17 protein-coding genes are annotated in these 14,538 nt (G+C 56.9%); 7 read left to right on the top strand and 10 right to left on the bottom strand.

What is annotated here, in order from left to right:
• Nucleotides 1-162: 162 nt before the first annotated feature.
• Nucleotides 163-582 (top strand): CBS domain-containing protein, encoded by a 420-nt coding sequence (locus SHEW_RS04285; RefSeq protein WP_011864637.1) that lies wholly within the window; start codon nucleotides 163-165, stop codon nucleotides 580-582.
• Nucleotides 583-622: 40 nt separating this feature from the next.
• Here SHEW_RS04285 and SHEW_RS04280 read toward each other — a convergent pair whose 3' ends face one another.
• Both SHEW_RS04280 and SHEW_RS04275 read right to left on the bottom strand, forming a co-directional pair.
• Entirely contained in the window at nucleotides 623-1,312 is a 690-nt protein-coding gene (locus SHEW_RS04280; RefSeq protein WP_011864636.1) for an LrgB family protein, read from the bottom strand.
• A gap of 13 nt (nucleotides 1,313-1,325) precedes the next feature.
• Nucleotides 1,326-1,745 (bottom strand): CidA/LrgA family protein, encoded by a 420-nt coding sequence (locus SHEW_RS04275; RefSeq protein WP_011864635.1) that lies wholly within the window; start codon nucleotides 1,743-1,745, stop codon nucleotides 1,326-1,328.
• A gap of 100 nt (nucleotides 1,746-1,845) precedes the next feature.
• Between SHEW_RS04275 and SHEW_RS04270 the strand changes: the two genes are divergently transcribed.
• Nucleotides 1,846-2,739: a LysR substrate-binding domain-containing protein gene (locus SHEW_RS04270; protein ID WP_011864634.1), complete on the top strand. Its 894-nt coding sequence runs from the start codon at nucleotides 1,846-1,848 to the stop codon at nucleotides 2,737-2,739.
• A 4-nt stretch (nucleotides 2,740-2,743) separates the two neighbouring features.
• Here SHEW_RS04270 and SHEW_RS04265 read toward each other — a convergent pair whose 3' ends face one another.
• Together SHEW_RS04265 and SHEW_RS04260 are read right to left on the bottom strand one after the other, a co-directional pair.
• Nucleotides 2,744-3,391, bottom strand: a complete 648-nt coding sequence (locus SHEW_RS04265) for a peptidylprolyl isomerase (RefSeq protein ID WP_011864633.1) — start codon at nucleotides 3,389-3,391, stop codon at nucleotides 2,744-2,746.
• Between the two features lie 110 nt (nucleotides 3,392-3,501).
• Nucleotides 3,502-4,425, bottom strand: coding sequence for a DUF808 domain-containing protein (locus tag SHEW_RS04260; protein WP_011864632.1), 924 nt, complete (start codon nucleotides 4,423-4,425; stop codon nucleotides 3,502-3,504).
• 330 nt (nucleotides 4,426-4,755) lie between these two features.
• Between SHEW_RS04260 and rpiA the strand changes: the two genes are divergently transcribed.
• Nucleotides 4,756-5,415, top strand: a complete 660-nt coding sequence (gene rpiA, locus SHEW_RS04255) for a ribose-5-phosphate isomerase RpiA (RefSeq protein WP_011864631.1) — start codon at nucleotides 4,756-4,758, stop codon at nucleotides 5,413-5,415.
• Between the two features lie 156 nt (nucleotides 5,416-5,571).
• Here rpiA and SHEW_RS04250 read toward each other — a convergent pair whose 3' ends face one another.
• Nucleotides 5,572-6,213: an NAD(P)-dependent oxidoreductase gene (locus SHEW_RS04250; RefSeq protein WP_011864630.1), complete on the bottom strand. Its 642-nt coding sequence runs from the start codon at nucleotides 6,211-6,213 to the stop codon at nucleotides 5,572-5,574.
• 131 nt (nucleotides 6,214-6,344) lie between these two features.
• Between SHEW_RS04250 and SHEW_RS04245 the strand changes: the two genes are divergently transcribed.
• From SHEW_RS04245 to SHEW_RS04230, 4 genes are all read left to right on the top strand, one after another.
• Entirely contained in the window at nucleotides 6,345-7,250 is a 906-nt protein-coding gene (locus SHEW_RS04245) for a LysR family transcriptional regulator (protein ID WP_011864629.1), read from the top strand.
• Between the two features lie 246 nt (nucleotides 7,251-7,496).
• Nucleotides 7,497-8,090: a LysE family translocator gene (locus tag SHEW_RS04240; RefSeq protein WP_011864628.1), complete on the top strand. Its 594-nt coding sequence runs from the start codon at nucleotides 7,497-7,499 to the stop codon at nucleotides 8,088-8,090.
• 66 nt (nucleotides 8,091-8,156) lie between these two features.
• Nucleotides 8,157-8,444, top strand: a complete 288-nt coding sequence (locus SHEW_RS04235) for a helix-hairpin-helix domain-containing protein (protein ID WP_011864627.1) — start codon at nucleotides 8,157-8,159, stop codon at nucleotides 8,442-8,444.
• A 156-nt stretch (nucleotides 8,445-8,600) separates the two neighbouring features.
• On the top strand, nucleotides 8,601-9,788 hold the full coding sequence (locus tag SHEW_RS04230) for an AAA family ATPase (protein ID WP_011864626.1): 1,188 nt from the start codon (nucleotides 8,601-8,603) through the stop codon (nucleotides 9,786-9,788).
• A gap of 49 nt (nucleotides 9,789-9,837) precedes the next feature.
• Here the strand turns inward: SHEW_RS04230 and SHEW_RS04225 are convergent, their stop codons facing one another.
• From SHEW_RS04225 to nagB, 5 genes are all read right to left on the bottom strand, one after another.
• Nucleotides 9,838-10,212, bottom strand: coding sequence for a PH domain-containing protein (locus tag SHEW_RS04225; protein WP_011864625.1), 375 nt, complete (start codon nucleotides 10,210-10,212; stop codon nucleotides 9,838-9,840).
• Between the two features lie 40 nt (nucleotides 10,213-10,252).
• A complete protein-coding gene (locus tag SHEW_RS04220; protein WP_011864624.1) occupies nucleotides 10,253-12,166 on the bottom strand; it encodes a peptidase U32 family protein in 1,914 nt (637 codons plus the stop codon).
• Nucleotides 12,167-12,333: 167 nt separating this feature from the next.
• Nucleotides 12,334-12,651, bottom strand: coding sequence for a cupin domain-containing protein (locus tag SHEW_RS04215; protein WP_011864623.1), 318 nt, complete (start codon nucleotides 12,649-12,651; stop codon nucleotides 12,334-12,336).
• Nucleotides 12,652-12,662: 11 nt separating this feature from the next.
• Nucleotides 12,663-13,199, bottom strand: a complete 537-nt coding sequence (locus tag SHEW_RS04210) for an SRPBCC family protein (RefSeq protein ID WP_011864622.1) — start codon at nucleotides 13,197-13,199, stop codon at nucleotides 12,663-12,665.
• 263 nt (nucleotides 13,200-13,462) lie between these two features.
• A complete protein-coding gene (gene nagB / locus SHEW_RS04205) occupies nucleotides 13,463-14,269 on the bottom strand; it encodes a glucosamine-6-phosphate deaminase (RefSeq protein WP_011864621.1) in 807 nt (268 codons plus the stop codon).
• Between the last annotated feature and the right edge of the window lie 269 nt (nucleotides 14,270-14,538).

Below are 14,538 nucleotides of genomic sequence, written 5' to 3'. Positions count from 1 at the left end.
AGCGGCGGCAGCAGAACATCTCGACAGAGGCTTGCTTATCGCCATGTCACAGCATTTTTCGCCAAGCAGAGGTCGTACCCATCACTTGCCTGTGTGCATTTTTCAACCACGGCGTAAATAGCTGTTATGATGAAGGCATCCCCATAGTTGAAGGAGTCGACCATGAGAGTCAGCGATATCATGACCACAGACACTGTGTGCATCAGCGATCAGGCCACCACCAAGGATGCCCACCTCTTGATGAGTAGCCGCGGCGTGCGCCATCTGCCCGTCATCAGCGAAGCCGACGGCACCCTGGTGGGCATACTGACGCACAAGAAGATGATCAGCACCGTCATGGGCATGCTGACCCATTACGGCAACGAAGGGCTGGATCGTCAGGAGCGGCGCACCTCGGTGGCCGAGATCATGGATAGGGAATTTCAGAGGGTCACGCTGGACGAGCCACTTGCGGTCGTGGTGGATTACTTCATCGACAACAAGCTGGGCTGCCTGCCTGTGGTCGACGACAATCACAAGGTGATCGGCATCCTGACCTCGTCGGACTTCGTTAAGCTGTGCGCCTCACTGCTAAAACAATGAGGCAACAGAACAGACAACCGCTCAAGCCGGTAACGCCCGGCTAGACCAGCAGATAGGCGAATAGCGGCGCACCGACCACCATGGCGATGCCGGTAAAGATCATGGTGAGGCTAGCCACCACGCCCTCCTCCCGGCCATATTCGGCGGCCTTGGCCGCCCCCACCCCGTGGGCACTGGCGCCTAAGGCGGCGCCCTTAGCCAAAGGGCTAGAGATCTTCGCCAGCCTGAACACAGGACCACACAGCAACATGCCCAGCACCCCCGTCATCAACACCAGTACGGCGGTGAGATCCGGCACGCCGCCAAATTCGCGGGTCGCCTCCAGGGCAAAGGGGGTCGAGACCGAACGCACCAGCAAGCTGTGGGACAGCTCGGGCGGCAGATAGATAACCCTAGTCAGCAGCCAGGAGGAGACCAAGCCCGCCAACAGGCCGGTCAACACACCCAGACTCAGGGTCAGCGGATAGCGGCGGATAAGATGGCGCTCGCGGTAGATAGGCAGGGCGAAGGCGATGGTCGCCGGTGCCAGCAATAAACTGAGGTAGTGGTTGTACTCGAAGTAGGTGGGCAGCGGAATGGCAAACCCCACCACCAAGGCTAGCAAGAAGCCCGGCGTCAGCACCATGGGCGACAGCCACCAGTGACCGTAGCGGCGATAGAGACGCTTACTCAGGCCATAGCTGACCAGGGTCGCCAGCAAACAAGCAAGGCCAAGCAGCGACAGGTGCATGGAAGCCAACATATCAGACGCCCACCGCTTTGGCCGCGCCGGCCTGTCTGAGGCGGCGCTCATACTTGAAGACCCTGTCTATCACGAAGCCGGTGATCAGCAAGACACTGACACTGCCCAGCACTAAGGTGCAGAGCAGGCTGACACCATACTGCTCCAGCAGCGGCGCATAATGCATCGAGGCCACCACGGGCGGAATGAAGAAGAGCAGCAGCTCACCGAGCAGCCAGGCGGCGCCGCGGGCCACGAAACGCTCCGGCAGCCAGTTAAGCGCCAGTAGGGCTAGAAGCGCCGCCAAGCCAATCACGCCGCTGGGTAGCGGCAGTGCCAGGCGAGTCACCAACCATTGGGCGGCCAGGGCCAGTAGAGACAATAACCCCACCTGCAACAACAGCTGCAGCAAGTTTCTAAGTGGGGGGAGATAAGTTGCCATGAAAAACTCTGTCTAACGAGATGATATGGCGATCTTACGCTTGCCATTTAAATAAAAAAAATGAATATTATTTATAAAATAAATTACCAAACGCTATTTTATGGATCTTAAGGCACTACACTACTTCGTCGAGATCGTCGCCTCGGGAGGCTTTAACCGCGCCGCCGAGCGGATCCATATCAGCCAGCCCGCCCTCTCCAAGTCTATCGCCCAGCTGGAGACCGAGCTGGCATTGCCCCTGCTCACCCGCGGCAAACGCGGCACTAAGGTGCAGCTCACTCCCCATGGCGAGGTGGTCTACCGCCACGCCCTCAGGCTTTTGGAAGATAAGCAGACGATGATGGAGGAGCTGGCACAACTGAAGGGCCTCAATCGCGGCATACTAAAACTGGGGCTGGCGCCGCTGGGCAGCGCCGAGCTGTTTGCCCCCATCATCGCCAAGTATCGCCAGGCTTACCCTGAGATAGAGACCCAGCTGCTGGTTCGCGGCGGCGTCGAGCAGACCCAGGCACTGCAACAGGGTGAAATTGAACTCGCCACCGGCATTATCGATCTCAAGGATCGCTATGAGGGGATCGCCATCCATACCGAGCCCATGGTGGTGGTACTCCCCAGCGAGCATCCGCTAGCCAGGCGCTCAGAGATCCCCCTTGGCGAGCTCGATGGCCAGGCGCAGATCCTGTTTGAGTCTGAGTTTTCTCTGCATGAGATGGTGATCAATGCCTGCCTGCATGCTGGTGTGAGCATCAAGAACCCCACCCAGGTGAATCAGCCGGAATTTGGCGTCGCCCTGGTGGCCGCCGGGATCGGCCTGATGCTGCTGCCTAAATTTATTGCCGAGCGCTACCGCCCAGACGCCGTTATCACCCGCCCCCTGACCCAGACGGATCTCAGCTGGCAGATGAGCCTGTTTTGGCGTAAAGATCTCAGCCTCTCCTTCGCCGCCCAGGCAATGATAGATCTGGTCAAACATCATCAGGCAAGCGGCGCTTAGACGATCATTCTTCCAGCATAGGGCACTCGCTGGGGGCGATACGTTCGATCACTATCTCCTCCAGCGGCACGTCGCTATAATCCCCCACCCGGGTGGTGGCGACTATGCCAATCTGATCCACCACCTCCATGCCAGACAACACCCTGCCAAACACGGCGTAGCCTTCGCTGCTGGCGCTATAATCCAGCTGCGGATTGTCTAAGGTGTTGATGAAAAACTGCGAGGTTGCCGAATCGCTCTGACGGGCGCGCGCCATGGCCAGGGTGCCCCTGAGGTTGCTAAAGCCTACGCTGGCCTCATTTTTGATGGGCGCCTTGCCGGGCTTAGGCACCATGCCAGAGGTAAATCCGCCCCCCTGGATGATGAAGTTGTGGATCACCCTGTGGATCAGGGTACCGTCGTAAAAGCCGTCGTCGACATAGCCGATGAAGTTGGCGGCCGATTGCGGCGTATGGCGGCTATCGATGCCTAACCCAACCTCCCCCAGACTCGTGATCATGGTGAAGCAGGCGTCTATGCTCATCTCGGGCACGGGGCCGGTCACCGGCGGATTGACTATCGCCCCATTGCTGCCCTCTTCACCGCCGCAGGCGGTTAAGCCCAAAAGCAGCAGAATACCCAGTGCCAACTTCTCTCTTATTTGCTTTTTCATCACAGTCCCCAACGCGTGTCACCTTAGGGATGTTACGAGGCACTAAATTAGAAAACAATATAAGATACAAGTTGTTACTGATACATTATGCTACATCTAACGGCCAAATATCAGTTGCGAAGCCGCCCAATCAGCGACATCACGACAAGGGCCACCGCGCCCACCAAGACACCAAACAGGGCGTTGAGCAGACTCGGGGTCATCCAGGCTAAGACAGGCCCGACTATAGTAAGCCCAGCCACCCAATGGGCCGCCTGCTCGAACACCTCGGCAATCTGATGTATCCCATGGGTGAGAATACCGCCGCCCACCATAAACATGGCGATGGTGCCTACCACGGTAAGGCCACGCATCAGATAAGGCGCCGCATTTACCAAGCCACCACCTAGCTTACGCCCCAGACGGCGCAGCAGGCCATCCCCCTGACGCTGACTCAAATAGAGCCCGGCATCATCTAGCTTAACAATGCCCGCCACCAGGCCATAGACACCGACTGTCATCAGCACGGCGATGATCGCCAGGGTCACCACCTGGGTCATGAAGCTACTCTCGGCCACCACTCCAAGGGTGATGGCGATGATCTCCGCCGAGAGCACGAAGTCGGTACGAATCGCGCCGGCCACCTTCTGCTTCTCGAAGGCCTTAAGATCCTCCGCCGCCTTAGCCATCTCGCTCTGACTCATGGCAGGCTCATGCTTGTGGGTCAGGGAGTGATATACCTTCTCGAAACCCTCATAGCAGAGAAACAGGCCACCGAACATCAAAAGCGGCGTCACCGCCCAGGGGATAAAGGCACTGATCAGCAGCGCCGCCGGGACCAAGATACACTTGTTGCGCAGCGATCCCTTAGCCACCGCCCACACCACGGGCAGCTCACGGTCCGCATTCACCCCAGACACCTGCTGGGCGTTTAACGCCAGATCGTCCCCCAACACACCGGCCGTCTTGCGCGCCGCCACCTTACTCATCAGGGCGACATCATCCAATATTGCCGCGATATCATCCAACAGGGTTAACAGACTCGCGCCCGCCATGCTCTCTCCTTACTCTCTTCTATATCCTTTACCCACCGCCTTGGGCGTGAGGGCGCTCTCGCGAATTAAGCGCCAATCTTTAACGCTAACTGCAAGCTAAAGTACACTTGTTGAGAGCTAAAGTACTCTGCCTCAATACATTTTTCCAGAGGGCGCCAGACAAAACCCCAGTCGCAGGCCCAAGTTGGGAGATTTCACACAAATTTCCCCTGGGATCTGGGTAATAAATTCTGCGCTAAAGCAACAAACTGCGTCATTTGACATACTCCAGAGGAGAACTAGAGGTATAATGACGACAAAATGCTTCGTTTATCCTTATAGGAACTCCTTATGACTCAAGATGAAATGAAAAAAGCCGCCGGATGGGCCGCGCTCGAGTATGTAGAGAAAGACAGTATTGTCGGCGTGGGTACCGGCTCGACCGTTAACCACTTTATCGATGCACTGGCCACTATGAAGGCCGATATCGAAGGCGCAGTGTCTAGCTCTGAGGCCTCGACCGAGAAGATGAAGGCGCTGGGGATCCCGGTATTCGACCTGAACTCTGTCGATCAGCTCTCTGTCTATGTCGATGGCGCCGACGAGATCAACGGCCACATGGACATGATCAAGGGTGGCGGAGCCGCGCTGACCCGCGAGAAGATTGTCGCCGCCGTGGCCGACAAGTTCGTCTGCATCGTGGATAACACTAAGGAAGTCGAGGTATTGGGCGAGTTCCCGCTGCCGGTAGAAGTGATTCCTATGGCACGTTCTTACGTGGCCCGCGAGCTGGTCAAATTAGGCGGTGACCCTGTCTACCGTGAGGGCGTAGTCACAGATAACGGCAACGTGATCCTGGATGTCTACAACATGAAGATCTTCAATCCAAAAGCGCTTGAAGAGCAGATCAATCAGATCGTTGGTGTGGTCACCAACGGCCTGTTCGCCAACCGCGGCGCCGACGTCCTGCTGGTCGGCACCCCTGAAGGCGTAAAGACGGTTAAGCCATAGGCCAAATCAAAAGCCATAGGCTGAGCCAAAAGCCATAGGCTGAGCCAAAAGCCATAGGCTGAGCCAAAAGCCATAGGCTGAGCCAAAAGCCATTAAAAAAGCCACTCATAGAGTGGCTTTTTTGTTTTTCAGGCCCTAATGCGCCTCTTCTCGACTCTAGTAAGCCACGCTGATCCGCTGGCGGGCATAGTTGTCTGAATCAATTAGATCTAGCATCGCCTTGGCGTAGTCCGCGACCGAGATGCGGCTGCGTCCCTCCTCATCGGTAAAGAACCTATCGCCGCCGATACGATAGGGCCCTTCGCTGGCGCCGGGATAGATCTCTGCCGCCGGGCTGACAAAGGTCCAGTTAAGCGGCGAGTCACTAGCCCTGAATACCTCGAGCGCTTCGCCCTGGGCTAAAGCCTCATCCCTGTACTCAGGCGGGAATCCTGGCGATTGTACCAGGGTCTGGCCCGGGGCCAACTCGAGACTGCCGGCGCCGCCGACCCACAGCAGGCGCTTAACCTGAGTCTTGGGCAGCAGCTCCAGCAGCGCCTTGGCGCTCTGGGGCACCAATTGATGCTGGCCAGAGGCTCGTCCACCCACGGAGGCGATCACCAGATCGATCCCCTCGAATACCTGAGGGTCGATACCCTGCTCGAGATCTACGACCCGCGCCGTGACCTGACCGGCTAACTCACCGCTTAATTTAGCCGAGTCTCTCACCAAGGCGGTGACCGGCAATTGGCGGCTTAAGGCTTCCTGCATCAAGGTGCTGCCTATCCAACCCGTGGCGCCAATAATCGCTATATTCATCTTCTGTTCCTCACTATCTGACTAAATTGGCATCAGTTTACTTAGCCCACCTATCGTGATAAACAGCTTAGATAGAGCATCATTGTTTCACTTTGTGTTACTAATTTGGATTACAAAATAAGGTTACTAGAATGGATAAGATCAGCGCGATCCGTAGCTTCGTCGAGGTGGCCAGTTGCGGCAGCTTTACCCAAGCCGCCGAACAACTAGGCCTCAGCCGACTACAGGTCTCCCGCCATATTCAGGAGGTGGAACGTTGGCTGGGACTGCGCCTGCTGCATCGCACCACCCGCAGCGTTAGCCTGAGCGTGCAGGGCGAGGAGGCCTTCATCTATTGTCAGAAGATCCTCGATGAGGTCGCGGCGCTGCAAAACCGCGCCCAGCGTCATAGGCAGGAGCTGGTCGGCAGCATACGTATCGCCTCCCCCATCGGCCTGGGTCAGGCGCTGCTGTTCGATGCGGTCGATGACTTCACCCGCGAGCATCCCGAAGTCAAGGTGCAGCTGCAGCTGTCGGATGAGATGGTGCAGCTGGTCGATGAGCGGGTTGATATCGCCCTGCGTTACACCCAGCAGCCCGATGAGAGCCTGATCGCCCGTCGCCTGATGCATATAGACTCAGTGCTGTGCGCCTCGCCTGACTATCTCGCTGGCCATGAGCCCATCACCAGCCTCGACGATATCACGGCGCACAACTGCCTGCTGCACGCCAGCCAAACCCGCTGGTTGTTTGTCAAAGACAATCAAAATATTGAAAAAAAGATCAGCGGTAACCTACAGGCCAACGACATGGGCGTGCTCATCAAGGCGGCAATGCGGGGCAAGGGGCTCATTCACCTGCCCTGCGATCTCGCCAATGCCCATCTGGCCTCTGGAGAGTTGGTCGAGCTGCTGCCTGAATATCACCTGCCGGGCAAGACGCTGTGGGCCGTCTACCTGTCGCGCAGCTATCAGCAACATCTGATTCGCCACTTCATCGATTTTCTCGCCGAGCGCTGGCAGCAAGATATCCTCAAGCAGCCCGCACCGGCCCGATAGGTAGGATTTCGAAAGTGTAATGAAACCTGTGCAGATCTCGCGAGGTGTCGCCCTAGGTTTATCGCAAGTTCTATCGCCAGGTTTATCGCCGAGTTACCAAGAGGGCAGTGCTAGGTGTAGCGTTAGCCTTGCAGCGAGGCGCCGCGCCAAATCGCCCCCATGGCTTTACAGATAAACCAATCAGGCTAAGATGCTCTATCCGGGCAAATGGGTTGCCCATTAAAAGCGAGCCACAAGGAGCCTGGCATGTTGGAATCAATCGTTTCGTTAATCGCCGCCACCGGATTACTCCTGGGCTCACCCGGCCCTGCGCCGCTGGCACTGGCCGCCACTGGCGCCACCTTTGGCATAAGACGCGGCGCCCCCTTCCTGGCGGGCATACTCCTTGGGCTCTCGGTGGCCATCATAGGCGCCAGCATTGGGCTCGCCGCCCTGTTTAGCCGCTTTCCCGACCTCAGGCTCACCTGTCAACTGCTCGGCGCCGCCTATATCGCCTTCATCGCCTATAAGATTGCCAGCGCCCCCTGCACCCAGTTAGATGACGCGCAGCGAGCGCCAAGCTTCAAAGATGGCTTTATCCTCAACCTGCTTAATCCCAAGGCCTATGCCGCCTTCCTCGCCATCTTCTCCCAGTTTTTACTGCCACTGGAGAACACGGCCCTGGGTTATCTGGCCACTGGGATCTGCGCCTTGCTGGTCGCGACTCTGGTAGATAGCCTCTGGCTGATCTTCGGCGGCCTGCTACGCCCGCTATTTTCCAGGCCAAAGGCCGCAAGGGCGCTGCGCATCTTCTTCGCCGTCGCCATGCTAGTCGCGGTCGGTTATGCCTTGCTGGCCTAGGGAACCGCTGACAAGCCGCGTTAAACGCCGTACACTTAAAACCACACAGATAAGAAGAGAAACCAGATGTCAGCCCGCGATACCATCACAGAGTTCACCATGATCCCCAACGTGGGTAAGGCCACGTCGGAGGATTTTTACAAACTCGGCCTACATCACCCCAAGGAGCTTATCGGGCAGGATCCGTATCAGATGCACGCCCAGCTCGAAGCCATCGCCCAGTGTCGTCACGATCCCTGTGTCATAGATGTGTTTATCGCCGCGGTGCGTTTCATGGAAGGGGAAGCGTCCCAGCCCTGGTGGCACTATACCCCGGAGCGCAAGGCGCATCTGGCCAAGCAGAAACAGGGATAAGCAGCTACAGGAACAAGCTCGCCTCACGCCGGAGCGCTTATGGCATCTAGCAAGTAAAGATGCCACTATGGCCCCAAGCCAAAATTAGACTCATGCTCAACCACAACAACGAAAACCACGACTAAAACCAATACTCAAACCACAAAAAAGAGCGCCATGCTGACCACCTTAGCCATCAATAACTACCGTTCGCTGCGAGACATACGCCTGCCCCTGGGACGGCTCAATCTGGTCACGGGCGCCAACGGCAGTGGCAAGTCCAACCTCTACAAGGCGCTACGCCTGCTGGCACAGACGGCCCAAGGTGGCGTGGTCAATGCCCTGGCCCAGGAGGGCGGACTGGACTCCTGCTTCTGGGCGGGACCCGAAAATCTCACCAAGGGGATGTTGAGCGGCGACACCGAGATAACCCCTACGGTACGGCAGCAAACCAAGCGACTGAAACTGGGCTTTGCCGGCGATGAGTTCAGCTACCTCATCGAGCTTGGGCTACCCAAGCCAGACAACACCACCCTCTTCGGGCTAGATCCTCAAATAAAACGCGAGGCAATCTGGGTCGGCAACAAGTATCGACCCGCCGCCGTACTGGTTGAGCGACGTGGCCCCATGGTGAAGGGGCGCGCCCAGCAACGAGGGCAAGATGGCTGGCAGAGCCTGAATCAGCATATGCAGCATGGCGACAGCATCTTCACCGAGCTGTCGGATCCCAGCCGCACGCCCGAGGTGCTCAGGCTCAGAGACAGCATCCGTGCCTGGCGCTTCTACGATCATTTCCGCAGCGACAGCGAGGCGCCCGCGCGTCAGCCACAGCTGGGCACCCGCACCCCAGTGCTGCACCATGATGGCCGGGATCTGGCCTCGGCGATTCAGACCATCTTCGAGATAGGCGATAGGGAAAGCTTCGATGAGGCGGTGAGTGATGCCTTTCCCGGCGCCCATGTCACCATAGGCTACCAGGCCGGTGGCCTGTTAAGCGTTAACTTTCACCAGCAGGGACTGCTAAGACCCCTCAACGCCCAGGAGCTGTCTGACGGCACCCTAAGGTATCTGCTGCTGATCGCCGCCCTGCTCACCCCAAGGCCGCCTGAGTTGATGGTGCTCAACGAGCCGGAGACCAGCCTGCACCCGGATCTGTTACCTGCACTGGCCCGGCTTATCGCCAAGGCAACTAAGGTGTGTCAGCTCTGGGTGGTGTCCCACGCCAATCGGCTGATCAATGCCCTCAACGAATTTGAGCAGTGTCAGCTAATCGAACTCGACAAGCAGCTGGGGCAGACCAGGATAGTGGGGCAAGATCTGCTCTCGACCCCAGGCTGGAACTGGCAACAAAAAGCCCAGGGCTAGGCCTGGGCTTAAAAATAACGAGGGCGCGTCGCGTTAAAGCGAACTAGTGTTATAGAGAAAAGTTGGCAATCGTCTTCTGAATGCCCACGACGTCGGTGCCTTTCTTCAGCTCCTTCACCAGGGGATCTTTCTGCCCCGAGATCCATAACTTTAACTCGGCGTCCATGTCGAAGGTCCCGGCGGTTTCCACCTCAAAATGGGTGATCGCCTTATAGGGCACAGAGTGATAACTCACCTTCTTGCCGGTAACGCCCTGCTTGTCGATGAGGATGAGTCGCTTGTTGGTAAACACAAACATGTCGCGGATGACACGGTAAGCCAGCGCTAACTGCTCGTTATCGCCCATGATGGGCCCCAGCTCCTGGGCTAATTCATCCAGGTTCACTTCGGCAGCATTGCCCATCAGCGCATCTAACAGTCCCATATTTGATCTCCTTGAAAGTGAACTTAATTTGTTCCCTAGCCTATACCTGACGGTTAGCGCCGACAACCATCATTTCGCATTTAGGACAGTCGAAGACCAGCTTAAGCACATCTTTACCTATCTCAATCTGCAGCGGCTCCGCCTTGATGCCGGGCACCTCTTTCGGGCATAGGTTAAAGTTAAACCGCAGGCAGTGCTTGGTCACCATCAACGGCGCATCCTCGGTCACGCCGTTCTTCTCATAGGTGTCTTCTATCTCGATCACCCCATGACGTGTGTAGAAGTCTTTCGCCTTCTCGTTGGCCACGTTACCCATGAAGCTCAGATGCTTAAAGGGATAGACGGCGTCTTGGTTGTATTTCCATGCCTGAGGACGCTCGTAGCCCTCGACGCGCGCCAGCTCCAGGGCGGCAACCGTGTCACGGCGCAGGCCATTAAGCAGGGAGGCCGGCATAAACCAGGGACTGGCAGTCTCGATATTGATCTCGCGGGCCTCGAAGTCCGTGCTGCCCAGCTTACCCAGCTGCTTACGCAGATTCTTCAGCGCCTTCTCTGTGTCTGTGGCCGGGGTCCTGTCGAGTTCCAGCTCGCGCGTGGCGCTCAGGCCATATTGGTCCGTCATGGTCAGGGCGATCCCTTTTTCGGTATCACTCAGCGTCATGTCCACCTTGATGATGCGTTTGGAGGACTCCTTGGACAGCACTGTCTCGAACGCCTGGTCATGGTTACGATACAGGGTGGCGCCTACCTTAAGATCGCCCGGCACGGCGATCACATACAGCTTGTTGCCGTCGGCGCGGTTGACCCTGAGCCCCTGCAGCTTATCGTCAGACTGCTTGGCCTTCTCATAATTAGGCGGGAAGTAACATAGGCCGTCACCGTTGTTGAAGCTGTGGCTCGATTCTACCTGAATAAAATCTTTACCCAGGGCGGCGACCTTGCCCACCTCTTCACCGATATATTTCGGTGAGCGGAAATCGCTGACCCCCTGACTACGTTCGTTGACGAAGTAGTCGGTGCGGCCACGGTTGAAGGTCTTCTCAGTGTTAGGCGTGAAGCTGTGCTCGCAGCGGCCGTGGCTCGATGCCACAAACTCGGGGCGACGCGCGATGATCTTATCCAGCTCCTGGCGATAATGAGCGGTCACGTTCTTCACATAGCTGAGATCTTTGAGGCGGCCCTCGATCTTAAAGGAGCGGATACCGGCGTCGATCAGCGCCTCCAGGTTATCTGTCTGGTTGTTGTCTTTGAGCGACAGCAGATGTTCGTTCTGCGCCAACACCTCACCCTGGCGGGTCTTGAGATCCCCCGGCAGACGGCACATCTGCGAGCATTCACCGCGGTTGGCGCTGCGGTTACTGAAGGCATGACTCAGGTTACACAGGCCGCTGTAGGCAACGCACAAGGCGCCGTGAATGAAGAACTCCAGCTGCATATTGGTCTTAGCTGCCACGTCGCGGATCTGACTCAGGCCCAGTTCACGGGCGAGCACCACCTGTGAGAAGCCTACCTGCTCTAAGAAGGCAACCTTCTCTGGATTACGGTTATCCATCTGGGTACTGGCATGCAGGGCGATTGGTGGAATATCCAGCTGAAGCACCCCCATATCCTGCACTATCAGCGCGTCGGCACCGGCCTCATACACCTGCCAGATCAACTTCTGCGCCGCGTCCAGCTCATCGTCCATCAAGATGGTGTTGATGGCGACAAACACCTGGGCGTGATAGCGGTGGGCAAACTCACACAGACGCGCGATATCCTCGACGCTGTTGCCGGCAGTCGCCCTGGCACCGAAAGCTGGGCCACCGATATAAACGGCGTCGGCACCATGCTTGATGGCCTCGATACCATAGTCGGCATTCTTGGCGGGGGCCAAGAGCTCGAGGCGGTTTGAGCGGGTAGTTACCGGCGCACTGGCGGCGCTATCGGGGATAAAAATCTCAGGCTTGTCCATGAAGAGTCTCGAATCAGATCACAGATAGATAAAAATTAGGGGCGCGATTATAACAGACCTGGCTCACAAAACACCTCGATATCGCGCATTTTTTCACCAAGCCAGCCATTCATCAGGCTCAGATACCACTCGAGCCTCGGCTTTAACTAATGCCGGTCGCCTTATACTCAATAATGCACCGCCAGCCAGAGGGTCTCCTCCTGCTCGCTGGTCCAGCTGACCCTGTGGCGACAGTGGGCAGGAATATTCAGGTGATCGCCCATCTTAAGGTGCACCACCTCGGCGCCCTCGAACACTAAGCTCGCCTCCCCCTTAAGCACCATGACCCACTCGTTTCTGTCCTGATCGTACCATTGCCCCTCTGGCGTGCGGTGGGCCTTAGAGACAATACGCTCGATCAACACGCCGCCGGTTTCCACCAGAGGCTCGAACGCCTCCAGGGTGAGGTCATCCGGCAAAGACGCAAAGAAGTTGTACTTTTCCATCGCCATCTCCGTCACTTGCTCTCGAGTAGGGTCTTGAGGTTACTCAGCCCCTGGCTGAGATCCCGCTCTACCATGGCATCCACCTGCATCAGCGGCAGCAATATATTCATGGGATAGGCCATGTGGCCGCTAAAGCCCCAATGCACCTCGGTCCGGTTCGGCCCCAGGGCATCTGTGGTGATATAGGCGGGCGAGACCGCCTCGAAGGGCGTCTTAAATCTCAGCTCATACTCGATACGCTTGCCGGGGAAGATCGCCATGATCTCCTGCTCTCCCGCACCGACATCTGGGTTGTCGCTGCGCCAGCTCGAGACAAAGCCGACTGCGCCATCCTCGCCGCGATAACTCTTCTCCATGGCCGTATCCATCTTGGCCCAGACGCTGAATTCATCCTGGTTTTTGAGCTTTCTCAAGAAGTCGAATACCTGGTCCGCCGGCCTGTCGATAACGATTTGGGTATCCACACGGTAATCTTCTTCGATAAACAAGGCGGCAATAAAGGGGGATGAGAGTAGCAGGAGTACGAGTATCAGGAGTTTCTTTAGCATGACGAGTTCCTTAGCAGGATGGCGATAACCCTTGTGGCTGGCACAAAATGGTCTGGCCTAGTTGTATCTGTCATAACATAGTCAAAAATCAGGGTGTTGGAAACCGGCACCGGCAGCTAACATCGGCTCCTAATACCAAATCCTAGTACCAGCTCTTAGTACCAGCAAAGAGCCGATTAATAACAAGGCCTTGCCATGGCAAGGCCACAAAACAGAAAGGGCACCTCCAGTGAGAGACGCCCTTTGTTTACCAATAGCAGTTACTACTCACCGGCCTTGAGGGCCGCCAGCCTGGCCTGCAGCAGCTGATTCTCCGCCTCGATATGACGATAAAACTCCTTGTCGGCCAGCTTAGATGCCGCCGCCTCATCGATCACCAATACTGCGTCGCGATGCAGCTGCAACGCCGATGCCGGACAGGCTGCACTCAGGGCGCCCTCAACCGCGGCGCGAATGGCGTCGGCCTTACTCTCACCTGTGGCCAGCAGCAGCACCTTCTTGGCATCTAAAATGGTGCCAATCCCCATGGTGATCGATAGATGGGGCTGATATTCCCCCTCGGCGAAGAAACGGGCATTGTCCTCAATAGTCGCCTGGGTCAACGTCTTGACCCGGGTACGTGACATCAGGCCAGATGAGGGCTCGTTGAAACCGATATGACCGTTACGGCCTATGCCGAGAAGCTGAATATCTATGCCGCCGGCGGCCTGGATCTGCGCCTCATAGGCCTCGCAGGCGGCGATGGGATCTTCGGCATCCCCCGGCGGCACATGGGTGTTGGCCTTATTGATGTCGATAGCATCGAACAGTTGGCTGTCCATGAAATAGCGATAGCTCTGGGGATGACTGCCCTCCAGCCCCAGATATTCGTCCAGGTTAAAGCTGGTCACCCCCTCGAAAGAGACGGCGCCCGCCTGATTGGCCGCCACCAGACGCTGATAGAGAGACACAGGGGTCGAGCCAGTCGCCAGCCCCAGCACAGAGTCTGGCTTGCGCTTAAGCTGATTGATGATGAGATTGGCACCATATTCCGCCACCTCGGCGCTATCTTTTAGAATAACAATTTGCATGATTTGATTCGTCTCGGCCCTGGTAGTTAACGCCCTCTCACGGCGGCTGGCTGCAGCAGCTCAAGGCGCCGATGAGAGAAATTAACATTACTATAACCACAAATGACAGCGTTGTCATTATTAATCTGACCATAAAAACGCCGCGCCATTCGTGGTAAACTATCCAGGCCCATTACCACAGAGAAGCCCATGTTAGCCTATAAGCCAGCCTCTAAATCAGCCCGTATGGCAGCCTCTAAGTCAGCCCCGATACCAGCAAAAGTCACGAC

The organism is Shewanella loihica PV-4, assembly GCF_000016065.1.
GTDB lineage: Bacteria > Pseudomonadota > Gammaproteobacteria > Enterobacterales > Shewanellaceae > Shewanella > Shewanella loihica.
This window is presented reverse-complemented; position numbering and strand designations above follow the sequence as displayed.